Below are 23,567 nucleotides of genomic sequence, written 5' to 3'. Positions count from 1 at the left end.
CTAGGCCGGACCCGGTGCCGGGACGAGGCGTTCCTCAGGCATGCCGCCTTCGTCCCTCCCGGCCGTTCAGACCCCCGATTGCCCGGAGCCCGTCCGCCCGGGGCGCCCGTGGCACCCGCGCCGGGTGCTGGTGATGCCGTCCGCTCTGGAGCATCCCCATGGTCGGGCCATGCAGGCCCGCGCCGAGGCCCTGGGCCTGCCGGTGGAGCGCCTGCCGTCCAACCGCCTGCCGAGCCCGCGCGAGGCGGATCCCCGCCGGGCTTACGCGGCCGCGAAGGCGACCCTCGTCCTGACGAGCGCCCCGCCGACCAAGCTGCGGCTGCAGCCGATCCCGCCCTCGGCCGATTGGCGCTTCGACCTTGCCGAGGGTTGCCCCGCCCATTGCCAGTACTGCTACCTCGCCGGCTCGCTCGCCGGGCCGCCGGTGACGCGCGTCTATGCCAATCTCGAGGCGATCCTCGGCAACCTCACGGCCTATGCCGGGCGCGGGGCAGTGACCTCGGCGTCCCGGGAGCGGGCGCACGAGGGAACCACCTTCGAGGCGTCCTGCTACACCGATCCCCTCGGCATCGAGCACCTGACCGGCTCGCTCTCGGCGGCGATCCGGCATTTCGGCGCCTGGGACGCGCCGGTTCAGTTGCGCTTCACCACAAAGTTCGCCGCGGTGGCACCGCTCCTCGACCTGCCGCACAACCGGCGCACGCGGATCCGCTTCTCGGTCAACCCGCGGGCCGCCGCGCGTTACGAGGGCGGCACCGATCCCCTCCCCGCCCGGCTCGCCGCCATGGCCGAGGTGGCCCGGGCCGGTTATCCGGTCGGCCTGACCGTCGCGCCGATCCTGCCGGTCCCGGACTGGGAGGCAGCCTATGCCGGGCTGATCCGCGCCGCCGCCGACGCCCTCGCCGATGTGCCGGATCTCGACCTCACCGCCGAACTCATCACCCATCGCTTCACCCCCGGCTCGAAGGCGGTGCTGCGCGGCTGGTATCCCGGCTCGGACCTGCCCCTCGACGAGGCCGAGCGCGTCGAGAAGCGCACCAAGTTCGGCTCCGTGAAGTATGTCTTCCCGAAGCTCCTGATGCAGGCGATGCGCAGCCACCTCACCGCGTGCCTCGCCCGAGACCTGCCGACCGCGCGGATTCTGTACTGGACCTGAGCGGCTTCGGGCGCCATCTGGCCCGCATGATGGACGCGGACCCCCTGATCCTGACGCTCGCCTTCGATGAGCAGACCTTCGCCCGGTTCGACGGCGAGCGGCGTCGCTACTTCCCTGAAGCGCTGAATCGCATTCCCGCCCATGCGACCCTGTTCCACCACCTGCCGGGCGACCGGGAGCGGGGCGTGATCGAGGCCATCACCGCCCTCGCCCGCACCGTTCCAAGGCCGGAGGTCGCCGTGACGGGCCTGCGCTTCACCGGCCGGGGCGTCGCCTACGTGCTCGAATCCGATGCGCTGTCGAACTTCCGGGCCCGCCTTGCGCAGGGCTTCGCGCCTCATCTCACCGCCCAGGATCGGCAGGGCTGGCGCCCCCACGTTACGGTCCAGAACAAGGTGGCTCCGGACAAGGCCCGGGCGCTCCACGCCGACCTGTCGGCCGGTTTCGCGCCGTTCCGCTTCGCCGCGCCGGCGACGCTGCTCTGGCGCTACCGTGGCGGTCCCTGGGATGCGGTGGCCCGCCTGCCCTTCGGAGAGAACGACTGATGACGCACGTCCCCGACCCGGATCCCGCCGCATGAAGGCCCCGAGCCAGATCCGCAACAATCGCCTGATCGAGCCCGCCCTGGCGGTGTGGCTGCGGTTGCGCCTGAACGAAGTCGGTCCCCTCGTCGCCCTGCTCTGCCTGAGCACCCTCGGCTATGGGTTCTTCTACCTCGCCCACGAGGTCGGCGAGGGCTCCACCGCGGCCCTCGACCGCCGGATCCTGCTCGCCCTGCGCAACCCCGCCGATCTCGCCGATCCGATCGGGCCGCCCTGGCTCGAGGAGACGATGCGCGACATCACCGGGCTCGGCAGCGTCTTCACGGTGCTGTTCCTCACCTGCGCGGTGGCGGGCTATCTCGCCGTGTCCGGGCGGCGGCGCATCGGCCTCTACGTCCTGGCGGCGGTGGGCAGCGGCGAGCTGGTCTCGACCTTGCTGAAGATGCTCTACCACCGGCCGCGACCGGACCTCGTCCCTCACGGCATGGAAGTGTTCACGGCGAGTTTTCCGAGCGGCCACGCCACCATGTCGGCCATCGCCTATCTGACCCTGGCGACCCTCATCGCCCGGGTCGAGCGCAACCGCCGCGCGAAGGCACTGGTCCTGGCCCTCGGAGTCAGCGTGACGCTGCTGGTCGGCATCAGCCGTATCTATCTCGGCGTGCACTGGCCGAGCGACGTGCTGGCCGGCTGGTGCATCGGCGCGGCCTGGGCATCCCTGTGCTGGTTCGTCGCCCTGCAGCTGCAGCGTCGCGGCGAGGTCGAGGCGCCCGATCCGCCGCCGCCCGCCTGAGGCCGCCATTAAGGTAAACCGACGGTTAAAGGAGACGCGCCGATGCGCTTCGGGCTCAATGGCGGTTGTCCCGACATCTGCACCCATCAGGATGAAGCGCTCGTGGTCGACCGACGCCGTACTGCCCGACGCCGCGTCTGCCTGGGCGGCCGACTGCGCGTCGCGGCCTTTCTGCCGGATCTCGACTGCACGGTCCGCGACGTGTCCCTAGACGGGGCACGGATCCGGGTCCCTGCCGACGCCACGCTGCCCGATTGCATCGAGCTGTTCATCCCCTGCCGTGGCGAGACCCGGCGGGCCTTCATAGCTTGGCGGGCGGGCGAGAGCGTCGGTCTCGGTTTCACCGAGACGGGGGCCGCGACGCAGCCGGCGGCGATCGCGCGCCGGCTCGCCGCCAGCGAGGCGGAGGTGGCGCGTCTGCGCGCCGCGCTTCTCGACGGAAACGGCACGCCGCCGGGTCGCGTTCACTGAGAGCGCGGTCCCGCCCTCGGCGGCTTCCACGCCACGCGGCGCCCAAGGCGCCTCCATTCCGTCCCGGCGACACGGCGAGGCCCATGGCAGACGACACCCGGCTCTCACGACGCAATCTTCTCGCGGCCGGGGGCGCCCTGGCCGGCGCCGCGATGGGCGGCGGCGCCCAGGCCGCCCCGGCGGGCACTCCACCGGCCCCCTCGGTTCCGGCCGATACCGGTGCCGTGCAGGGCGGACGGGTGATGTTCCCGAACTGGCGCGGTGCCGGTGACAGGCCGCCCGCCCCGAGCCCGGCGCCTCAGCCACCGGGCCAGCGGGTCGGCTACTGCGTCGTCGGTCTGGGGCGCCTGAGCCTCGACGAGATTCTCCCGGCTTTCGGCGAGGCCAAGCGCGCCCGCCTTGCGGCGGTGATGTCGGGCTCCCCCGACAAGGCGAAGCTCGTGGCCCGGCAATACGGGCTGCCGGACGATGCCGTGTACGGCTACGACGGGTGGGATCGGCTGAAGGCCAACCCGAACGTCCAGGCGGTCTACATCGTCACGCCGAACGGCGTGCACCGGGACAACGTCGTGGCGGCCGCGGCGGCGGGCAAGCAGGTGCTCTGCGAGAAGCCGATGGCGGTCTCCTCGGACGAGTGCCGCGAGATGATCGCGGCCTGCGCCAAGGCCGGCGTCAAGCTGATGATCGCCTATCGGTGCCAGTACGAGCCGCACAACCGGGCCGTGATCAAGCTCGCCCGTTCGGGCGAGTTCGGCCGGCCCCGGCTGATCCAGGCCTTCAACGGCCAGACCACGGGACTGCCGGAGCAGTGGCGCCTGCGGAAGGCGCTAGCAGGGGGCGGGTCGCTGCCGGATATCGGGCTCTACTGCCTGAACACCACCCGCGCGGTCCTCGGCGAGGAGCCGAACCTGATCCAGGCCCAGATCCACTCGCCGCCGGACGATCCCAAGTACCGCGAGGTCGAGGAGACGGCGAGCTTCACCCTGCACTTCCCGTCCGGCGTGATCGCCCAGTGCCTGTCGAGCTACGGGGTCTACGAGGCGCGAAGCCTGACCCTGCACACCGGAACCGCCGCCATCGACCTCCAGAACGCCTTCGCCTACCAGGGCCAGCGGCTCATCATCGGCCACCGCGACGGCAAGAACGCCGCGCGGGACGAGAAGGTCCTGAGCCCCAAGAACCAGTTCGCCCTGGAACTCGACCACTTCGCGCGCTGCATCCAGGAGGATCTGCGCCCCCGCACCCCCGGCGAGGAGGGGCTGCAGGATCAGGTGCTGATGGAGGCGATCTATGAGGCCGCGCGGACCGGCGCTCCGGTCAAGGTCGGGCCGCCCCCCGGCGCCGGGTCCGGCCTCGACGTCACCCGTGGGCCGGAGCCGGAGGAGCCGGGCTGAAGGGCCTCAGAACGGCAGCAGGATGTCGACGATCTGCTGGCCGTAGCGCGGCTGCTGCACGTCGGTGATCTGGCCCCGCCCGCCATAGGCGATCCGGGCCTGGGCGATCTTGGTCGAGTCGATGGTGTTGTCCGACTCGATATCCTCCGGCCGGACAACGCCCGCGACCACCATCTCGCGCACTTCGAAGTTGACGCGGATCTCCTGCTTGCCCTCGACCACGAGGTTGCCGTTGGGCAGAACCTGGGTGACCACCGCGGCGACGTTCGTCGTCACGGTCTCGGCGCGCTGGACCGAGCCGGCACCGTCATTGGCGGTGGCCGAGGTGGCGGACAGCAGCGCGGTGCTGCCGACGCCGAAGGACTTGCCGACCGCGTTGTTCTCCAGTCCCAGGGCGTTCGGCAGGCCGAAGCTCTCGGTGTTGGCCCGGGAGCGCTTGGTCTCGTTGCTGATGTTGGCCTGATCGGTGACGTTGACCTTCACGGTCAGGAGGTCGCCGAGCCGGGCGGCGCGCTGATCCTTGAAGAAGGCGCGGGAGCCCGTCCGCCACAGCGAGTTCGGGGCGTACGAGACCGGCTGGACGTCGGGCATCGGCATCCGCACCGGCTTGTAGCCCGGCTGGGTGGTGGGATCCTCGATCGCCGACAAGGCCGGGGTCGCGCCCACCTGCGAGAGGCGGTCGGCGGTGTTGCAGGCACCGAGCGCGCCGGCGATCAGAGCGGCGGCGAGCGGGTTCAGGACGATGCGGCGGGCCATCGGGCAATCACTCTTCGACGCGTGCAGGACGGGCGGTCAGCGCAGGGAGGCGGTCGCCTGGACGGGGGCGGCGCCGGCGGCCTGCTGAGCCGCGGGGCTGGGGCTCACCGAGACCCGGCCGGGGCCGATCACGGTGGCCTGCAGGATCTTCTTGGAGGCGACGTTGACGACGTTGACGACGGCGCCCATGCGGCCGGAATCGTTCGACAGGCCGCGCATCGACAGGCTGACGTTCGGCGTCTCGTACACGATGGTCACGTTCTCGCCGCGCGCGACCAGCTCGGGCGGGGCGGTATCGGTCATCCGCAGCACGGTCCCGGCGGTGAGCGTGTTCTGGGCGACCTCGCCGATGACCGCCGTGGCGCTTCCCTGCGCGTCGGAGGCGACGGTCTCGCGCGGACGCCGCTCCGCCACGACGTCGCCCTCCTTCACCGGTTCGCCGCGGTTGAGCGTCCGGGTGAGCACCGCCACTTCGCGCAGTTCGACGACCACGCCGGATACCCGCAGGGAGGCCTGCCGCTCGCCGAGGCTGACCAGCCCCGCGACGCGGCGGGAGCGCAGGTCGTAGGTGACGTCGAGGGCTGCGGCCTGCCCTTCGAGGTCCACCGGAGCGAGCAGGGTCGGGCCGTCCCCGTCGAAGCGGATCGTGACGCTGCGGGGGTCGAGCCCGTAGCTGGTCTCGAGGCCGCGCTTGAGCGCGGCTTCGATCTCCGGCGGCCCGAGGCGGCGGGCGGCGCGCTGCACGGCGATCTGCAGCCGGCCCCCGGTCTCCAGGTTGGCGAGACCCAGGGCGGCGGCGGCGTCGAGGATGCGGCGGGTCTGGATCGTCCCGGTGGCACCCAGGGTGGGTGCGCGGAACAGCGGACGCGCGGCCAGGCGCTCCGGCACGCCCTCGACCAGGTCGGCCAGCGTCAGGATGTCTCCGCGGGCTGTGACGTCGCCGCGCAGCCGCAGACCTTCAGCCTGGGCCATGGCGGGGATCGCCAGGGCGCCGAGGACCGCGAAGGTCAGGAAGGCCAGCACCGCGCGCAGGATCACGGCCGAGCCCAGGGGGGAGACCCGCGGCCGGGGACGGCGGATGATCGGGCTGATGTCACTTCCGTCCGCCATGCCGATACGGGGCAGATCGAGGGTCTCGAAGTCGGGATCGGGACGGGTGGGATGAGCGGGATGGGCGGGATGCATGCCGGCATACATGTTCAGGGACCTGAAGCGGGTGCGGGTCGCGCGGTTAGCTGCGGAACATCTGCGTGGTGGTGGAGAGCATCTGGTCGGCCGCGGTGACGACCTTCGAGTTCATCTCGTAGGCGCGCTGCGCGGCGATCAGGGACGAGATCTCGGTGACGGCGTTCACGTTCGCCTCTTCCAGGTAGCTCTGCTGGAGGTTGCCGAAGCCGTCGGCGCCCGGCAGGCCGCTGATCGCCTGCCCGGAGGCCGCGGTCTCGACGAACAGGTTGTCGCCGATCGATTCGAGGCCGACCTTGTTGACGAAGCGCGAGAGCTGGAACTGGCCGAGCGCCTGCGGCGCCGTCTGGCCCGGAATGCTCGCCTGCACGACGCCCGTCGCGCTGATCGTCACCGACGTCGCGTTCTGCGGCACGGTGATCGCCGGATCGAGCAGGTAGCCGTCGCGGGTGACGAGCTGGCCCGAGGCCGAGAGGTCGAAGGAGCCGTCCCGGGAATAGGCGGTGCGGCCGTCCGGGAGCGTCACCCGGAAGAACCCCTCGCCGCGGATCGCGACGTCGTAATCCTTCTCGGTGGACGAGAGCGTGCCCTGTGACATCACGCGGGCTGTCGAGGTCGTCTTCACGCCCGAGCCGAGGGCGAGGCCGGCCGGAAGCTGGGTGTTCTGCTGCGAGGTCGAGGCGCCGGCCCGTCGCAGGTTCTGGTAGAGCAGATCCTGGAAGTGCACCTGCTGGCGCTTGTAGCCGGTGGTGCGCAGGTTCGCGATGTTGTTCGAGATGACCTGGACGTTGAGTTCCTGGGCCGCCATGCCGGTGGCGGCGGAGTAGAGGGCGCGCATCGGCCGAGCTCCCCTTAGGCGACGTCGGCGAGGCGGCGGATCGCCGTGCCCCGCAGGTCGTCGAGGCGCGAGATCATGCTCGACACCATGGCGTAGGACCGGTTCACGTCCATCAGCCGGGTCATCTCGATCACCGGGCGGACGTTCGAGCGTTCCAGCGCTTCGGATTCCAGGCGTCCGTCGATGCCGGCGGGGCGTGCCGGCTCCGGCGAGGCGTAGAGGTTGCCCCCCTCGTTGGTCAGCCGCTGTGGGTTGGCGAAGGTGACGAGCTTGATGCGCCCGCGGATGCCGAGATTGGTCGACACGGTACCGTCGGGGCCGATGGCGAGGCCGGTCTCCTGCGGGTTGATGGTGATCGGTCCGCCCTCGCCCGCCACCTTGTAGCCGTCGCTGGTGACGAGCGCGCCCTGCGGGTCGATCTCGAAGGCGCCGTTTCGGGTGTAGCGCTCGCCCTGGGGGGACTGCACGGCGATGAAGGCCGCACCCTTGATCGCCACGTTGAGCGGGTTGCCGGTCCGCTCGACCGGGCCCTGCCCGAGATCGAGGGTGGTGCCCTGGTCGATGACGTAGGAGAGACGCCGGTCGGGCCGGGCGAACGAATCCGCGCTGGCCACCGGCATCAGGTATTCCTGGAAGCGGGTGTTGCGAGCCTTGAACCCGGTGGTCGAGACGTTCGCCATGTTGTTGGCGATCACGTCCAGCTCGCGCTGGAGCGCCATCTGGCTCGACACGCCGACGAAGAGGGCATTCTGCATCGTGGACTCTGGGACTCGCGGGCCGCGGAGGCGGCAACGATCCATTCAGCATCCGCTGTGCCAAACCCAACGGAAGAAAATTCCATCGTTCTGACAAGGGCTTGACGGGGATTGCGCGGTCGTCGCGTCGGCGCCGGGTCTGCGTTGCGGCAAACCTGGCCCGGCAGGAATTGCCTGCTTAACGGCACGTTAACCGTGATGCTCCGATATCTGGGTGTACCTGGCGCGCAGTCTCCCGCGAGAGAGCATTATTCCATGGCCAAGAAGCCGAAGAAGGCCTCCGCCGAGGAAGGCGGGGCCGGAGCCGAAAGCGCCCCGAAGGGCAAGAAGAAGCTCATGATCATGGTGGCCGTCGCGGTCCTGCTCGTGGGCGGCGGCGCGGGCGCCTTCCTGATGATGGGCGGCGGCGGCGGCAAGGAGGCCGCACAGGACGGCGGCCACGGCGGAGGGCACGGCGCAGACGGCAAGGGTGTCGGCCCGGACGGCAAGAAGCCCGTGGTCTTCGTGGACGTGCGCGAGATGCTCCTCAACCTCAGTCCGGACCAGCCGCAGGACAAGGCCCGGTACGCGAAGGTCCGGATCGCCCTGGAGCTGAAGGACGCGAAGGCCGAGGAGGAGGTCAAGCCGCTGATGCCGCGGGTGGAGGACGCGCTGCAGGTCTACATGCGCGAGCTGCGCGCCAGCGACATCACGAACTCGGTGGGCCTGTTCCGGCTGCGCGAGGAATTGCTGCGGCGGGTCAACATTGCCCTGTATCCCGCCAAGGTCGATGCCGTGCTCTTCAAGGACGTGATCGTCCAATGAACGCGCCTGCGACCACCCCCATCGCCTCCAACCCCGCGCCGGGCCGGCCCCCGATCGAGCACGCCTGATGGAACCCGAAGACGAACTCCCCGAGGACGATTGGTCGGCAGCCCTTCTGGAGCAGGGCGCCGAGGGCGGCGACTCGTCCCTCGCCGAGGAATGGGGCGCGGCCCTCGCTGAGCAGGGCACCACGCGCAACGCGAGCGACGTCGCCGCCGAATGGGCGACGATGATCGAGGACGGGGAGAGCGACAACCTCCCCGAACTCGCCGGCAACGACCGGGTGCTGAACCAGGACGAGATCGACGGCGTCCTCGGCTTCTCCATGCGCGAGCTCTCGGCCTCGGGGGCCGGGGGCGTTCAGGCCATCGTCGATTCGGGCGTCGTCCAGTACGAACGCCTGCCGATGCTGGAGATCGTCTTCGACCGGATGATCCGGTTGCTGTCGACCTCCCTGCGCAACCTGTTCCAGGACAACGTCGAGGTGACGCTGGACAACATCACCTCGGTGCGCTTCGGCGACTATCTCAACGCGATCCCGCTGCCGACCCTGCTCGGCGTGTTCCGGGCCGAGCAATGGGAGAATTCCGGCCTCGTTACGGTCGATTCCAACCTCGCCTACGCGACCTTCGACCTGCTGCTCGGCGGCAAGCGCGGCGGCTTGTCGAGCCGTCTGGACGGTCGCCCGTTCACCGCCATCGAGATGACGCTGGTGCGCCGCCTCGTGGAGATCGTGCTGGGCGATCTCGAGCTGTCGTTCCAGCCGCTGTCGCCCGTGACCTTCGGCATCGACCGGATCGAGACCAACCCGCGCTTCGCCACGATCACGCGGCCGGGCAACGCCGCGATCCTGATCAGCCTGCGCCTGGACGTCGACGGGCGCGGCGGCATGCTGCAGATCCTGTTCCCCTACGCGACGATCGAGCCGATCCGGGAGCTCCTGACCCAGAGCTTCATGGGTGAGAAGCTCGGCCGCGATCACGTCTGGGAAGGCCACCTCGCCACCGAGATCTGGCAGGCCGACGTGACCATGGAGGCGGTGCTGCACGAGATGATGCTGCCGCTCAAACAGGTCATGAGCCTGAAGGTCGGCGAGACGCTGATGTTCGACGCCAAGCCGTCGGATCTCATCACCGTGCGCTGCGGCGACTGGGCGCTCACCCAGGGGCGGATGGGCCGCGTCGACGGGCACATCGCCGTCCAGGTCACGCGGCCCCTGCGCCGCTCGCGCACGACGATCCAGGCCTACGAGGCCTCGATGAACAACCGGTCGGACAATTAGGGCCGATGAGGGTCCCAACATGAGTCTCTTCGTCACCCTCGCCGCCGACATCCTGGTTGCCGTCCTCCTGGCAGCGACCATCGTCACGTCCCTCCGTCTCTCGCGCCGCATCGGCCAGATGAAGGGCGACGAGGCCGCCCTGCGCCAGACCATCGGCGACCTGATGGTGGCGACCGGCACGGCCGAGCGGGCCATCGCCGGTCTGCGGGCGACGATCGACGAGGGCGACCGCACGCTGAACGCCAGCCTGGAAACCGCCACCATCCGCGCCGCCGAGCTGAAGCTGCAGGTCGAGGCCGGCGAGGGCGTGATCACGCGCATCGGCGCCATCGTGGCGCAGATGCGCGCCGTCCCGATCCGTCCCGAGCCGTCCCCTGAGCCGAGGCCCGCGCCGGAGATCCCGCCCGAGCGCAGGCCGGAGCAGGCCGGTCCGAACGGGGAGCGCCTCGGGGTGGCGGCCGCGGCGGCCCTCGCCATGAGCGAGCGCGCCCTCGCCCGCGTCCGGGCGCGCGCCGCGTGACCGGCGTAAAGGCCCCGAAGATCCCGCCGCCGAAGCCGGATCCCGAGGAGCGGATACGCCGCGCCGCGACGCCGCAGCGGCGCGCGCGCCGGAAGCCCGTCCGGCAGTTCCGGCTGCGCCTCATCGACGCCGTGGCGCTGGCGGCGGGCGGGCTGCTCGTGCTCAAGCTGCTCAGCCTGCTGCAGGCCGGCCTGCCGGAGAGCGCCGAGCTTCCGGAATACGGGCGCGCGGTCGCCCGGGCGCGCACCGGCTACGAGCCCTACGACCCGGTGACGACCGGATCGGTGGGCGCCAAGGAGGCGCCGGCCGCCGCGACCGAGAAGTCGCCGGAGCCGCCCCCGGCGCGGCCCGCACCGCCCGCGGCCGGGAACCCGGCCTCGCCCACCGAGCGCCTGCTCCTGGAGAAGCTCGGCGCCCGGCGCGACGCCCTGCGCCAGAAGAGCGAGGAGCTGGAGCTGCGCGAGAAGATGCTGGGGGAGGCCGAGCGCAAGCTCGAGACCGGCCTGGGCGACCTCAAGAAGGCCGAGGACAAGGTCGACGCCGTCGCGAAGGCGAAGGAGGACGCCGAGAAGCAGGGCCTGAAGAACATCGTCACGATGTACGAGGCGATGAAGCCCAAGGACGCCGCCCGGGTGTTCGACCGGCTCGGGCTCGACGTACTGGTCCCGATCGTGCTGGCCATGAATCCCCGCAAGATGTCCGAGGTCCTGGCGGTGATGCAGCCCGAGACCGCCGAGCGCCTGACCGTGGCCCTCGCCAACCGCGCCCGCGGCGCCGGAGGGCCGCAGGCCCAGGCCGGGATGGGGCTGCCCGCCAACGAGTTGCCGGCGATCGATCCCGGGGCGCCGGCGCGCTAGGAACGCGGCGCAGCGCGGGCGGCCGCGCGACTTCCCGGAGTCTGCCGTCGCACATGTCGGGTGGGCGTCATGCGGCACCCGCACGGGCTAGGGTCCGGGGCCGGGCGCGCTATAAGGGGCTCATGTCAGAGGCCGATCCCCAGCCGCTCCTCGCCGTCGAGGACCTGTCCGTGGCGTTCCGCGCGCGGGAGGGCGAGACCGTGGCGGTCGACGGCGTCTCCTTCGCCATCCGCCGGGGCGAGACCCTCGCCCTCGTGGGCGAATCGGGATCGGGCAAGTCGGTGACGGCGCTGGCGATCCTGCGCCTCCTCGATGGATCGGCCCGGCAGGACGGCCGGATCCTGTTCAAGGACCGCGACCTCGCGCAGCTGCCCGAGCGGGCGATGCGCGACGTCCGCGGCGCCGACATCACCATGGTGTTCCAGGAGCCGATGACCTCGCTGAACCCGCTCCACACGATCGAGCGGCAGATCGGCGAGGTACTCGGCCTGCATCGCGGACTCTCCGGCAAGGCGGCCCGCCGGCGGATCCTGGAGCTTCTGGACCTCGTGGGCCTGCGCGACGCGGAGCGGCGCATGGGCGCCTACCCGCACGAACTCTCCGGCGGCCAGCGCCAGCGCGTGATGATCGCCATGGCGCTCGCCTGCGAGCCGGACCTTCTGGTCGCCGACGAGCCGACCACGGCCCTGGACGTCACCGTGCAGGCGCAGATCCTGGCGCTGCTCGCCGACCTGCAGAAGCGCCTCGGCATGGCGATGCTGTTCATCACCCACGATCTCGGCATCGTCGAGCGGATCGCCGACCGCGTCTGCGTGATGCTCAAGGGCCGCATCGTGGAGGCCGGTGCGACCAAGGCTGTCTTCGCGGATCCGCAGCACGAGTACACGCGCCGCCTGATCGCCTCCGAGCCGAAGGGCCGGGCCAACCCCGTCCCGGCCGATGCCGCGCCGCTGCTGGAGGCCGGGCCCCTGAAGGTCTGGTTCCCGCTGAAATCGGGTCTGCTCCGGCGCGTCACCGGCCATGTCAGGGCCGTGGACGGCGTGTCCCTGCGGGTCCGGACCGGCGAGACCGTCGGCGTCGTCGGCGAGTCCGGCTCAGGCAAGACGACCCTCGGCCTCGCCCTTCTGCGGCTCACGCGCTCGGAAGGGCCGATCGTCTTCCTCGGACGGGCGATCGACGGCTTCGGCGTCGCGCAGATGCGCCCGCTGCGGAAGGACATGCAGGTGGTCTTCCAGGATCCCTACGGCTCTCTCTCGCCGCGCATGTCGGTGGCCGACATCGTCGCCGAGGGGCTGGTGGTGCAGGGCGCGGCGCGTTCCCGGGCGGAGCGCCGGGCCGTGGTCGCCAAGGCCCTGACCGATGTCGGGCTCGATCCGGCCGCCATGGACCGCTACCCGCACGAGTTCTCCGGCGGCCAGCGCCAGCGCATCGCCATCGCGCGGGCCATGGTCCTCAATCCCCGCTTCGTCGTCCTCGACGAGCCGACCTCGGCCCTCGACCGCTCGGTCCAGGCGCAGATCGTGACCCTGCTTCGCGACCTCCAGCGCGAGCGCGGCCTCGCCTACCTGTTCATCAGCCACGACCTGAAGGTGGTGCGCGCCCTCGCCAACTACGTGATCGTCATGCAGAACGGCCACGTGGTCGAGGAAGGCCCTGCGGAGTCGATCTTCGCGAATCCTCAGACCCCCTACACCCGCGCCCTGTTCAAGGCCGCCTTCGCCCTCGAGAGCGACGCGCCCGCCGAGCTGGAGTCCGCCTGACCATGGCGCGCGCCCTCATCATCGTCCTCGATTCCGTGGGCGTGGGCGGGGCCCCGGATGCGGAGAGCTACGGCGATGCCGGCTCCGACACGCTGGGGCATATCGCCGAGCGCTGCGCGGAGGGAAGCGGCGATCGGGCGGGGCTGCGCGCGGGTCCGCTGCGTCTGCCCCATCTCGCCGAACTCGGGCTCGGACTGGCGGCCGGCGGCGCCTCGGGCCGCATCCCGCCGAACCTCGCGCCGGCCGAGCCGCCGCGGGGCGCCTACGGCCACGCGGTGGAGAAGGCCGCCGGCAAGGACACGCCCTCCGGTCACTGGGAGATCGCCGGGCTGCCCCTGACCGAGCCCTGGGGGCATTTCCCCGACACCCGGCCGGCCTTCCCGCCGGAGCTGACCCGCGCGCTGATCACGGAAGGCGGCATCCCGGGCATCCTGGGCGATTGCCACGCGCCGGGCGTCGCGATCATCGACGCGCTGGGCGCCGCGCATGTCCGGACCGGCCAGCCGATCTGCTACACCTCGGCCGACAGCGTGTTCCAGATCGCCGCCCACGAGGAGGCGTTCGGGCTGGAGCGGCTCTACGACCTGTGCCGCGTGGCGCGCCGGCTGTGCGACCCCTACCGCGTCTGCCGGGTGATCGCCCGGCCGTTCGTGGGTTCGGCGGAGGCGGGCTTCCGCCGGACCGGCAACCGCAAGGATTTCGCGGTCGCGCCGCCTGGGCGCACCCTGCTCGACCGGGCCGAGTCGGCCGGCCGCGCGGTGGTGAGCGTCGGCAAGATCGGCGACATCTTCGCCCACCGCGCCACCGGCCGCGAGATCAAGCCGGGCCCGAATGCGGCCTGCGTGACGGCGGGACTCGCCGCGCTGGCGACCCTGCCGGCGGGCGGCCTGATCTTCGTCAACCTGGTGGATTTCGACACGGAGCACGGCCACCGCCGCGACGTGCCGGGCTATGCCGCGGAGCTGGAGGCGTTCGACGCCCGGATCCCCGAGATCCTGGCGGCGCTGGCGCCGGGCGACCTCGCCGTGATCACCGCCGATCACGGCAACGATCCGACCTGGACCGGGACCGACCACACCCGCGAGCAGGTCCCGGTCCTGGCCTTCGGCCCCGGCGTGGCCGCCCGGTCGATCGGCCGGCGGGAGACCTTCGCGGATATCGGCGCCACCGTGGCGGCCCATCTCGGGCTGGCCTGGGACGGGGCCGGAACATCGTTCCTGGATTAAGGAGGACACGACGTGCGGGACGACGACGACCGGCCGCGCAAGGCCGTTGCCCACGAGATCGGGCAGCCCCTCGACACGCTCTCCCTCGGGGATCTCGACGCGCGCGTTGCGCTCCTGCGCGCCGAGATCGCCCGTCTCGAGGCGGCGCGGGCCGCCAAGCAGGCGGCGCAGGGCGCGGCCGACGCTTTCTTCAAGCGGAGCTGAAGCTTGGACCGGAGCGAAACCCTCGCCGCCCTGCGGCGCGGCGATCTCGGCGGCGCGCGGGAGCTGCGGCTGCCCGACGGGCTGACGGCGGTGCCGCGCGAGGTTTTCGCCCTCGCCGACACGCTGGAGGTGCTGGATCTCGGCCGGGGCGACCTCGCCGACCTGCCGGACGATTTCGGCCGCCTCCACCGCCTGCGCGTGCTGTTCTGCTCCGGCAATCCGTTCCCACGCCTGCCGCCGGTGCTCGGCGCCTGCCCCGCGCTCAGCCAGTTGGGCTTCCGCGGCTGCGGCATCCGCGAAGTCCCGGCGGAGTCGCTGCCGCGCGACCTGCGCTGGCTGACGCTGACCGACAACGCGATCGCGGAGCTGCCCGCCGCCCTCGGCGAGCGGCCGTTGCTCCAGAAGCTGATGCTGTCGGGGAACCGGATCGCGGCGCTGCCGGACAGCTTCGCGGGCGCGGCGCGTGTCGAGCTGATCCGGCTCTCCTGCAACCGGCTCGAAGCGCTGCCGCCCTGGCTCGGCACCCTTCCGCGCCTCGCCTGGGTCGCCTACGCGGGCAATCCCGCCGAGCCGGCCTCCGAGCCCGCGGACGCGCCGCGCGTGCCGTGGGCGGACCTGGACGTCGGCGATCAACTCGGTGAGGGCGCGTCGGGCCGCGTCTTCCGCGCGGCTTGGCGCGGTCCTATCGCCGCGCAGGATGTCGCCCTGAAGCTGTTCAAGGGCGCCATGACCAGCGACGGCCTGCCCGAGCGGGAGATGGAGGCCTGTCTCGCTGCCGGCACGCATCCGGCGCTTACCGGTGCGCTGGGCCGGCTCCACGATCACCCTGCCGGCGTCCAGGGGCTGCTGCTCCGGCTTCTCCCGTCGCACTGGCGGGTGCTCGCCGGCCCGCCGAGCCTCGCGAGTTGCAGCCGCGACGTCTACGATCCGAGCCTACGGCTGGAGCCGGCTAAGGCCCTGCGGATCGCCCGCTCGGTCGCGGAGGCGGTGACCCATCTGCACGGGCGCGGGCTGCTCCACGGCGACGTGTATGCCCACAACACCCTGTGGGATGCCGCAACCGGCGCCGCCGTGCTCAGCGATTTCGGTGCCGCCTCGGCGCTCCCGGACGGACAGGGCGGCGCGGTGCTGGCGCGGGTCGAGGTGCGCGCCGTCGGCATCCTGATCGATGAGCTGCTCGATCGTTGCGCGACGCCGCCGGAGACTCTGCGGGCTCTGGCGCAGGCCTGTATGCAGCCGGATCCCGACGGGCGGCCGGCGCTCGACGCGGTGATCGACGAGATCGACCGGCTCCAGTCCTGATCCCGGCGGATTCGGCCGTGCCGCCGCTTCAGGCGGATACCGCGCGGGCTCTGCGGAGCGGGAGCCTTGTTCCCACGGCGTCAGTCCGGGATGTCGCCCTGCCCGCGCGCGATCACGGCGAACAGATCGCCGAGTGCGGCGAGGCTCGCGGCCTGGAGCTGGGCTGCCGGCACCACGTGTCCGTCCGGCCCGGGAAGATCCCGCGTCGCCGTGGCGGCGGCCACGACGGTGGGACGGAACCCGAGGTTGAAGGCGCTCCGGGCGGTGGAATTGACGCACATATGCGTCATGAATCCCGCCAGGATGACGTCCTGCACGCCGGCTTCCTGGAGGCGTGCCTGCAGGTCCGTGCCCACGAAGGAACTCGGATAGGCCTTGGTGATCACCGGCTCGTCGCCCTGCGGCGCCACCTCCGGGCTGATCTGGCCGATCGGCGCGGTCACATCGTAGGGCGTTCCCGGCCCGGCATTGTGGCGGACATGGATCACCGGGATCCCCGCGTCGCGCGCCCGCTTCAGCAGGCCCGCGGCCTCGCGGAGCGCAGGCTCGACGCCCTCGAGCCGCATGACGCCCTCGCGATAGGTCTGCTGCAGGTCGATCATCACCAGAGCGGAGCCCGTGAGCGGGGCCGGCGCGGGGCTCAGGCCGGACAGGCCGCGCAGGGTTGCCAGATCGGACATCGGCGCATCTCCCATGGCGCCGCCTTGGTGGGGCGCTCGAATGTCGGGACGCTACGACGGACCGGCCCGGAAGCGCCATAGCGCAAAGGTGTACCGTCCGAACCGCACGGGAAGGTTGACGGTCTGGATTGATCCGTACCCGCAGGTCGCTACATGCGCGGCGTGATTGCCCCGCCCCTGCGCCTCGGCGCCCTGCTCCTCGCCCTCGCCTGCGCGCATCCGGCCGCGGCCGCCCCGTCCGAAGGGGCGACCGAGACCGTCGAGCAGGCCCTGTGCCGCCTGATCGATGAATCCGCCAAGGCCCGTGGCCTGCCGGTGCCGTTTCTGACGCGCCTGATCTGGCGCGAGAGCAGCTTTCGCGTGGGGGTCGTGAGTCCGGCCGGGGCGCAGGGCATCGCGCAATTCATGCCGGGAACGGCACGGGAGCGCGGCCTCCTCGATCCGTTCGATCCCGAGCAGGCGATCCCGCACGCAGCCCATCTGCTGTCCGATCTGAAGTCCCAGTTCGGCAATCTCGGTCTCGCGGCCGCAGCCTATAACGGTGGCGCCGCGCGGGTCAGCAAATGGCTCGCCGGCGATGGCGGCCTGCCCGCCGAGACACGGACCTACGTGGCGGTCATCACGGGCCGGCCGGTGGACGATTGGCGGACCGGGCCCGCCAAGGCGATCGAGTACCCGGAGGGCGGTGCACCCGCCAAGCCCGAGGGCAAGGACGCGAAGGACGCGAAGGACGCGAAGGAGGCCCATCCGGAGGCACCGCAGACCTGCCTGCAGGTGACCGCCAGCCTGCGCGTCCCGTCCCGCGGCGACCGCTTCGCCCTCGGCCTCAACGAGGGACCGGCCGCTCCCTGGGGGATCCAGCTCGCGGGCAACTTCTCCAAGGCGCTGGCGCTCCAGAGCTTCAACCGGGCGCGGAGCGCTTATGCGGGGGTGATCGGCGAGGTGCGGCCGATGATCATCGGTACCCGCCTGCGCAACCGCGGCACCCGCGCCTTCTACCGGATCCGCATCCCGGCGCAGAGCCGGCAGGCGGCCGACGACCTGTGCGGCCGCATCCGCAAGGTCGGGGGCGCCTGCATCGTCCTGCGGACCTGATTTTCCACGATCCGCCGCGGGACCGTCATCAATCCGCCCCGAGGGCGGTGCGGTATGAGCCGGTCGGGATAACCGGATGGGATATGACACGCCTCCTCACCGCGTTTGCTAGCCTCCTCTGTCTCGGGCTCGCCGCGTTCGGCTTCACCGCTGCCTCGCCGCTCGCCCTGTTCGACGCGATCGGCCCGCGCGATCCGGGGGGGCGCCTCGCCGCGAAGGACCAGCCCTTCGGCGAAGGGCCGCGGCGGCACCTCGATGTCTACGTCCCGACGGCGGCCGCCGAGAATGCGCCGGTCCTCGTGTTCTTCTACGGCGGCTCCTGGCAGAGCGGCTCCAAGGACGATTACGCCTTCGTCGGGCACGCGCTCGCCGCGCAGGGCTTCGTCACGGTGCTGCCCGACTATCGGCTCTACCCGGAGGCGCCGTTTCCCGGCTTCCTGGAGGATGGCGCGGCGGCCATCGCCTGGGTGCGCGACAACATCGCGGGCTATGGCGGCGATCCGCGCCGGATCGTCCTCGCCGGCCACTCGGCCGGGGCCTACAACGCGGTGATGCTCGGCCTGGACCCGCGCTACGTGATCGCCGCCGGAATCGATCCCAAGGTCATCAAGGCGGTCGCGGGCCTGTCCGGACCCTACGATTTCCTGCCGTTCGATCAGGACACCACCGTGAAGGTGTTCGGGAAGGCTCCCGATCCGGAGGCAACGCAGCCGGTGGCCTTCGCGGGCCCGCTCTCGCCCCCCGCCTTCCTGGCGACCGGAGACGCCGACACGGTGGTGAAGCCGCGGCACACGGTCAGCCTCGCCGCCAAGCTGCGGGCCGAGCACGTCCCGGTCCAGGAGCGGATCTATTCGGGGCTCGATCATAAGGACACGTTGCTGGCGCTGTCCGTCACCTTCCGCTCCAAGGCCCCGGAACTCGCCGAGATGGCCTCGTTCCTGATGCGGCAATCCGCCGGCCGCTCGCAGTACACGATGCGGCGCTGATCGCTTCGGGCTTACGTCAAGGTTATCGCGCGATCGTCGGCCGGAACGTCTGATTTTCCATCGCCCCGGACCCGCGGGCCGCTAGAATGGTCTCGGCCGCACGGCGCGGCCTCGCGGTGGGACGGCATGGCTTCTGCGGACGCGGCGATCGGGATCCCAGCCGACGGGCGGCAGCGCGGCGTCGCGGGCCGGGACATGCCCGACGTGCTGCGCGTGCTCCTGAACGGGTTCGTCTTCGTCCTGCTCTGGAACCACGTCTGGCTGAAGGATCTGTCGGATCGGTCGATGCTCGCGGCCTCCGAGGATGGAAGCCTGCTGACGCAGGTCCTGTTTCTCGGCGCCGGTGCCGCCATGGCCGCGGCGATCCACCGGATTGGCGTCCGGCACCTTCATCCGCTGCTGACGCGCCCCCTCGTCCTCTGTGCCGTCTGGCTCGGGGCGACGGCGCTCCTGTCGATCGAGCCCAGCCTGTCGCTGCGGCGGCTCGTCCTGTTCGCCATCGCGGCGATGCTCTCGGCAGGCGTGCTGATCGTGGCCCGATCCCCCCGGCAGTTGGCGCTGACCATGGCCGGATCCGCCCTGGTGATCGTGCTCGGCTCCTACCTCGCGGTCGCCCTCGTGCCCAATCTCGCGATCCACTCGGCCTTCGACGTCAATTCCGATCCCAGCCATCCCGGTCTCTGGCGCGGAATCTTCCCGCAGAAGAACGAGGCCGGGGCAGCCATGGTGATCCTGGTGATCGTCGGCCTCTACGTCGCCACCGTCGCGAGCCGTCTGCTCGGCTGGGCGATCGTGCTCCTGGCGGCCGGCTTCCTGGTGGCGAGCGGCTCGAAGACCGCGATCCTGCTCCTTCCGGTGATCCTCGCCGTCACCGGCCTGTGCCAGGTCCTCACCGGCGGGTTCCTGCGGCGCCTGCTGCTCCTCGGCCCCGTGATCGGGTTCTCGCTGATCTCCATCGGCTCCGTGCTCGCGCCGCCGATCCAGGACGCAGTGGGGGCGCTGCTCACCGACGCGACCTTCACGGGCCGCAGCGAGATCTGGCAGTTCGCCATCGACAACATCATGATCCGGCCCTGGCGCGGCTGGGGCATCGGCGCCTTCTGGATGACCGAACGCACCATGTACGCCGGCTCCGAGGAGCTGACCTGGGTCACCACCGTCGACCATGCCCACAACGCCTATCTCGACACCGCGCTGATCGGCGGCCTGCCGTTCCTCGCGCTCACCGTGGTGGCCTTCGTCCTCGCCCCGGTGCGCGACCTGCAGCGCGTGGCCGGCGGAATGCGCCTCGACGCGGAGACCATGCTGTTCCTGCGGCTGTGGTTTCTCGGGCTGGTCTCGGCCTCCTTCGAGACGGTGCTCTACAACGGTAACAACGCCACCTGCTGCATGTTCATGATGGCGGTGTTCGGCCTGCGCCTGCGCACCCGCTACGCCGTCCTGGCGCGCTGAGGCGGATCCGCCGCCCGATCGTCCCCGACCCTCGGCGCTTCGCCATCCCACGCGTATCGCCGCCGGACGCGGGACGCGCACGGAATGCCGTCCTCGCGACCGAGATGCAGCCGCTTGGCGACCTCCCTGCGGGATCGGCGCAGGATGGATGTGGCTCGCCCTGCCGACCGGCGCTCGGTTCAGGCTCCGGGCGGGATCGTCCTGCCGGATCGACGGGCTGTCGGCGTCGCGTCGGACGCCGACAGCCCGGACGGTTCCTGGAACTACCTCTCTCGCGCCCGGAGAGGGACGTCGATCCGACCCGGCCTGCCTCCACATGCCGATCGGCGCCTTGGCGTATCGGTGCGGCTTCGCCACCGAGGCGCATGTTTCCCGGCGCTTCAACGGTCGCCACGGTCTCACGGCCCGCGATGACAGGGCTGCGGCCGTCCGGCACCGATCCGATACGGTCCCGGATCGGCAAATCGCCCGCGCGCATAGAACGCTGACCTTCGGGCGCACGCTACCGGTCCGGATCCGCGCCGGTCCTCTCAGGCGCCGAGGATCCCGCCGCGTCGCTGAAGGACGCCCCGCTCCCGTCCTCGAAACCGGATCAGAGCCCGGATTCGGCCGGCGGCACCGGCCGCGGGCGCCGGTCCTCGCCGATCGCCACGAAGGTGAAGGTCGCTTCGGTCACCTTCATGGTGACCTCGCTCGCCCGTTCGCGCCGCCAGACCTCGACCTGGATGCGCAGGGAGGAGCGCCCGACCCTCAGGAGCCACGCATAGAGGCTCACCTCGTCGCCCACGAAGACCGGGTGGTGGAAGGTGATCGCGTCGACCGCGAGGGTGGCGCAGCGTCCCCGTGCCCGGCGGGCCGCGATGTTGCCGGCCGCGAGATCCATCTGTGCCATGAGCCAGCCGCCGAAGATGTCGCCGGCGGGGTTGGTGTCGGCGGGCATCGCGATGGTGCGGATGACCGGCGGACCGCGATCCGTCGGCTGGACCGTCGCCCCGCCCCCGATGTCTTCGCACAGGTCCGCCATGGCCATCCGTCCCCCGAACGGACGGGAGACATCCGGCCAAGCTCGGTCGCGGTCAATCGGGCAGCGCGAAGACCAGCAATGCGTCGCCGGTGCCGAACCCGGATGCCTTGGTGAAGGAGGCGCCGCCCGCCGCCACCGCGAGGTATTGCTTGCCGTCCAGCGCGTAGGTCATCGCCGGGCCGCTGATGCCGGCCCCGCACTGGAAGCGCCAGAGAATCCGGCCGTCCTTCGCATCGTGGGCGTCGAGATGGCCGTCCTCCTCTCCCGAGAAGACGAGGCCGCCGGCCGTCGCCAGGGTCCCTCCGGAGAGACGGCTCCCCCCGCGGACCGACCAGGCGATCCTGCCGCCCTCCACGAGGTCGACCGCCGTCAGCGTGCTGAAGGACGCCTCGCCCTTCGCCTCGCCCGTCTCCGTGTAGCGGATCTCCGGACGCCCGGCAGCTGCCGGAACGGTCTTCACCGTGTAGGTCGTCGCCCCGTGGCGGACCTGAAGGTAGGCGCGCCGGCCGTCATAGGCGGTGGGCGGCCACGAGACCGCGCCGAGGGGACCGGGCGCCACCACGGTGCCCTGCGGCGTCGGCGGCGCGAACAGGTTCTTCTGATCGACGAGCGGCGCGGACCGCGCCAGGAGCGTCCCCGTGGCGCGGTCGTGGACGTAGATCCAGCCGGTCTTGCTTGCCGAAGCCACCGCCTTCGCGCCACCGGGCATGTCGAGCAGGAAGGGCGGCGCGGCGACGTCGTAGCCCCATTCGTCGTGCGGCACCTGCTGGTAGTACCAGCGCAGCGCGCCGGTCTTCACGTCGAGGGCCACGAGGCACATCGTGTAGAGGTTGTCGCCCGGACGCGAGAGGCCGAAATTCTGCGGGGCCGGGTTGCCGGTGCCGAGGAAGATCAGGCCGAGATCCGGATCATAGGCCGGCGTCATCCAGAGGGAGCCGCCGCCGACGCGCCAAGCGTCGCGGTTGGCCGGAGCGGCGGCCTTCTCGGCGGCGATGTCCCGGTGGAGCGGCGTGCCGTCGGCGGTCTGGGCGACGAAGCCCCCCTCCCAACCCTCGGACGGCGTGACGTACCAGCGCCAGCGTTCCTCGCCGGTCTTCGCGTCGTAGGCCGCGAGCCAGCCGCGTCGCCCGTACCCGCCCTCGATGCCGACGACGGCGCCGCCATCGAGGCCGCCCGCCTCGTCCTCGATGTGGAGGCCGTATCCGGCGCCGGTGACGCCGACGATCACGAGCCCGTCGGCAACCAGCGGCGGCATCTTGAAGCCGAGGCGGCTCGAGCCCTGGACGGGCTTGCCGCCGAGCGTCGCGGCGAGGCCCGAGGCGGTCTCGCTCTCGCCCTCCTCAGGGCGGACCGCCTCCTTGTCCCAGACGATCCTGCCGGTCTTCGCGTCGAGGGCGATCAGCCGCCCGTCCATGGTCGCCTCGAAGACGAGACCCCCCGACACCGCCACCCCGCGGTTCGAGGGCGGTCCGAAGATCTTCTCGGTGCGCGGCTTGTGGGTGTAGGTCCAGACGGGCTTGCCGGTCTTCGCGTCGAGGGCCGCGACGTTGTTCTGCGTCGTGGAGACGAAGAGGGTGCCGTCCACCATCACGGGCTGGGCCTGGAAGTATCCGGTGATTCCGGTCTGAAAGATCCAGGCGGGGCGCAGCCGACCGACAGTGTCGCGGTCGATCTGGGTCAGGTCGGAGAAGTTGCGGTTGCTCGGATCGTGTCCGAAGGCCGGCCAGGGCGATTCAGCGGCGGAGGTCGACCCGAGGGACGCCGGTCCCGCAAAGCAGGCCAGCAGGACCGCCCCAATCCATCGCGCCAAAGCTGTGCTCCCTTGTGCGGCGACAGTCGCGCCCGCCTGGATCCGTTTCTGAGTGTGAGCCTAAGCCTGCCTCCGGGGCGCCCCGTCGAGCTGCGCCGGCGTCGCCTGGGCACCCATTGCCCGGGCCATGTCGGCGGCGCTCTGTCCGGAGGCGTCGCGCCGGTCCGGGTCGGCGCCGTGGCGGAGGAGCAGGTCGACCATCTCGGTGCGGTCGAACATCGCCGCCGTCATCAGGGCCGTGCGGGTGCCGTCGCCGGTCCCGTCCACCCTGGCCCCGTGCTGGAGCAGGAGCTGCGCGATCGCGAGCTCGTTCTTGAAGGCCGCGCCGGCGAGGGGCGTCTGGCCACGGTCATTGGCGAGTTCCGGGTCGCCGCCGGCCTCCAGGATCACCCGCGTGGCGTCCGCCTGGCCGTTATAGGCGGCCAGCATCAGCAGGCTGTCGCCCTTGTCGTTGCGCAGGTTCGCCGGCAGCCCCTGCCCGAACAGGTCGGCGAGGTCCTCCGCATGGCCCATCCGCGCGTACTGGAAGACGCGGGCGGCGAAGGCCAGGGTCTCGTCATCGAGGGTCGGGGGCGTGTTCGTCTCTGAGGCCATCGCGTGCTCGTCTCTTCTGGCCGCTGATCTGGGCCGGTCCGGCGTCCACGTCCAGCGGCGGCGGGAACAGTTTCGGGGCGC

Annotated in this window: 24 protein-coding genes; 16 read left to right on the top strand and 8 right to left on the bottom strand. The window is 71.3% G+C overall.

Annotation, left to right across the window (positions count from 1 at the left end; translation table 11 throughout):
* Positions 1-133 precede the first annotated feature (133 nt).
* The 5 genes from P9K36_RS05625 to P9K36_RS05605 all read left to right on the top strand — a co-directional run bounded on the left by P9K36_RS05625 (position 134) and on the right by P9K36_RS05605 (position 4,356).
* Complete coding sequence (locus P9K36_RS05625) at positions 134-1,156, top strand: spore photoproduct lyase family protein (RefSeq protein WP_278306640.1); 1,023 nt, start codon at positions 134-136, stop codon at positions 1,154-1,156.
* Between the two features lie 26 nt (positions 1,157-1,182).
* Positions 1,183-1,701, top strand: coding sequence for a 2'-5' RNA ligase family protein (locus P9K36_RS05620; protein WP_278306639.1), 519 nt, complete (start codon positions 1,183-1,185; stop codon positions 1,699-1,701).
* A 31-nt stretch (positions 1,702-1,732) separates the two neighbouring features.
* Positions 1,733-2,491 carry a phosphatase PAP2 family protein gene (locus P9K36_RS05615; RefSeq protein ID WP_043356220.1) on the top strand — a complete coding sequence of 253 codons (759 nt, stop codon included), beginning with the start codon at positions 1,733-1,735 and terminating at the stop codon, positions 2,489-2,491.
* Between the two features lie 42 nt (positions 2,492-2,533).
* On the top strand, positions 2,534-2,962 hold the full coding sequence (locus P9K36_RS05610; RefSeq protein WP_278306638.1) for a PilZ domain-containing protein: 429 nt from the start codon (positions 2,534-2,536) through the stop codon (positions 2,960-2,962).
* 83 nt (positions 2,963-3,045) lie between these two features.
* Entirely contained in the window at positions 3,046-4,356 is a 1,311-nt protein-coding gene (locus tag P9K36_RS05605; protein ID WP_043388720.1) for a Gfo/Idh/MocA family oxidoreductase, read from the top strand.
* A 6-nt stretch (positions 4,357-4,362) separates the two neighbouring features.
* Here the strand turns inward: P9K36_RS05605 and flgH are convergent, their stop codons facing one another.
* The 4 genes from flgH to flgF form a co-directional block, all read right to left on the bottom strand.
* The gene (flgH, locus tag P9K36_RS05600; RefSeq protein WP_043352094.1) at positions 4,363-5,112 is read right to left on the bottom strand and encodes a flagellar basal body L-ring protein FlgH; all 750 of its coding nucleotides are present in this window, start codon (positions 5,110-5,112) and stop codon (positions 4,363-4,365) included.
* A 36-nt stretch (positions 5,113-5,148) separates the two neighbouring features.
* Positions 5,149-6,222, bottom strand: coding sequence for a flagellar basal body P-ring formation chaperone FlgA (gene flgA, locus P9K36_RS05595; RefSeq protein WP_043760797.1), 1,074 nt, complete (start codon positions 6,220-6,222; stop codon positions 5,149-5,151).
* Positions 6,223-6,343: 121 nt separating this feature from the next.
* Entirely contained in the window at positions 6,344-7,135 is a 792-nt protein-coding gene (gene flgG, locus P9K36_RS05590; protein WP_043388717.1) for a flagellar basal-body rod protein FlgG, read from the bottom strand.
* 14 nt (positions 7,136-7,149) lie between these two features.
* Entirely contained in the window at positions 7,150-7,890 is a 741-nt protein-coding gene (flgF, locus tag P9K36_RS05585) for a flagellar basal-body rod protein FlgF (protein ID WP_043388715.1), read from the bottom strand.
* Between the two features lie 255 nt (positions 7,891-8,145).
* Between flgF and fliL the strand changes: the two genes are divergently transcribed.
* From fliL to P9K36_RS05545, 8 genes are all read left to right on the top strand, one after another.
* The gene (gene fliL, locus P9K36_RS05580) at positions 8,146-8,694 is read left to right on the top strand and encodes a flagellar basal body-associated protein FliL (RefSeq protein ID WP_043352102.1); all 549 of its coding nucleotides are present in this window, start codon (positions 8,146-8,148) and stop codon (positions 8,692-8,694) included.
* 64 nt (positions 8,695-8,758) lie between these two features.
* Positions 8,759-9,976 (top strand): flagellar motor switch protein FliM, encoded by a 1,218-nt coding sequence (fliM, locus tag P9K36_RS05575; RefSeq protein WP_085987666.1) that lies wholly within the window; start codon positions 8,759-8,761, stop codon positions 9,974-9,976.
* A 19-nt stretch (positions 9,977-9,995) separates the two neighbouring features.
* A complete protein-coding gene (locus P9K36_RS05570) occupies positions 9,996-10,496 on the top strand; it encodes a DUF6468 domain-containing protein (protein WP_043352105.1) in 501 nt (166 codons plus the stop codon).
* Complete coding sequence (locus tag P9K36_RS05565; RefSeq protein ID WP_278306637.1) at positions 10,493-11,353, top strand: hypothetical protein; 861 nt, start codon at positions 10,493-10,495, stop codon at positions 11,351-11,353. The genes P9K36_RS05570 and P9K36_RS05565 overlap by 4 nt, the downstream gene beginning before the upstream one ends.
* Positions 11,354-11,475: 122 nt before the next feature.
* Positions 11,476-13,113 (top strand): ABC transporter ATP-binding protein, encoded by a 1,638-nt coding sequence (locus P9K36_RS05560; RefSeq protein ID WP_278306636.1) that lies wholly within the window; start codon positions 11,476-11,478, stop codon positions 13,111-13,113.
* A 2-nt stretch (positions 13,114-13,115) separates the two neighbouring features.
* Complete coding sequence (locus tag P9K36_RS05555; RefSeq protein ID WP_278306635.1) at positions 13,116-14,339, top strand: phosphopentomutase; 1,224 nt, start codon at positions 13,116-13,118, stop codon at positions 14,337-14,339.
* A 12-nt stretch (positions 14,340-14,351) separates the two neighbouring features.
* Positions 14,352-14,543, top strand: a complete 192-nt coding sequence (locus P9K36_RS05550) for a DUF1192 domain-containing protein (RefSeq protein WP_043388707.1) — start codon at positions 14,352-14,354, stop codon at positions 14,541-14,543.
* Between the two features lie 3 nt (positions 14,544-14,546).
* Positions 14,547-15,845 carry a leucine-rich repeat-containing protein kinase family protein gene (locus P9K36_RS05545; protein ID WP_278306634.1) on the top strand — a complete coding sequence of 433 codons (1,299 nt, stop codon included), beginning with the start codon at positions 14,547-14,549 and terminating at the stop codon, positions 15,843-15,845.
* A gap of 80 nt (positions 15,846-15,925) precedes the next feature.
* Here P9K36_RS05545 and P9K36_RS05540 read toward each other — a convergent pair whose 3' ends face one another.
* Complete coding sequence (locus P9K36_RS05540; RefSeq protein WP_043388702.1) at positions 15,926-16,525, bottom strand: cysteine hydrolase family protein; 600 nt, start codon at positions 16,523-16,525, stop codon at positions 15,926-15,928.
* A 153-nt stretch (positions 16,526-16,678) separates the two neighbouring features.
* On the opposite strand from P9K36_RS05540, the gene P9K36_RS05535 reads away from it, so the two are divergent.
* From P9K36_RS05535 to P9K36_RS05525, 3 genes are all read left to right on the top strand, one after another.
* Positions 16,679-17,620, top strand: a complete 942-nt coding sequence (locus tag P9K36_RS05535) for a lytic transglycosylase domain-containing protein (RefSeq protein ID WP_278306633.1) — start codon at positions 16,679-16,681, stop codon at positions 17,618-17,620.
* Positions 17,621-17,703: 83 nt separating this feature from the next.
* Positions 17,704-18,606: an alpha/beta hydrolase gene (locus P9K36_RS05530; protein WP_278306632.1), complete on the top strand. Its 903-nt coding sequence runs from the start codon at positions 17,704-17,706 to the stop codon at positions 18,604-18,606.
* Positions 18,607-18,732: 126 nt separating this feature from the next.
* Entirely contained in the window at positions 18,733-20,058 is a 1,326-nt protein-coding gene (locus P9K36_RS05525) for an O-antigen ligase (protein WP_043388693.1), read from the top strand.
* Between the two features lie 592 nt (positions 20,059-20,650).
* Here P9K36_RS05525 and P9K36_RS05520 read toward each other — a convergent pair.
* The 3 genes from P9K36_RS05520 to P9K36_RS05510 form a co-directional block, all read right to left on the bottom strand.
* Positions 20,651-21,082, bottom strand: a complete 432-nt coding sequence (locus P9K36_RS05520; RefSeq protein WP_278306631.1) for an acyl-CoA thioesterase — start codon at positions 21,080-21,082, stop codon at positions 20,651-20,653.
* A 52-nt stretch (positions 21,083-21,134) separates the two neighbouring features.
* The gene (locus P9K36_RS05515) at positions 21,135-22,868 is read right to left on the bottom strand and encodes a PQQ-binding-like beta-propeller repeat protein (protein WP_278307261.1); all 1,734 of its coding nucleotides are present in this window, start codon (positions 22,866-22,868) and stop codon (positions 21,135-21,137) included.
* Positions 22,869-22,952: 84 nt separating this feature from the next.
* Complete coding sequence (locus P9K36_RS05510; protein WP_278306630.1) at positions 22,953-23,486, bottom strand: ankyrin repeat domain-containing protein; 534 nt, start codon at positions 23,484-23,486, stop codon at positions 22,953-22,955.
* Positions 23,487-23,567 lie beyond the last annotated feature (81 nt).

It is taken from the genome of Methylobacterium sp. 391_Methyba4 (genome assembly GCF_029691625.1).
GTDB classification, from domain to species: domain Bacteria; phylum Pseudomonadota; class Alphaproteobacteria; order Rhizobiales; family Beijerinckiaceae; genus Methylobacterium; species Methylobacterium fujisawaense.
This window is presented reverse-complemented; position numbering and strand designations above follow the sequence as displayed.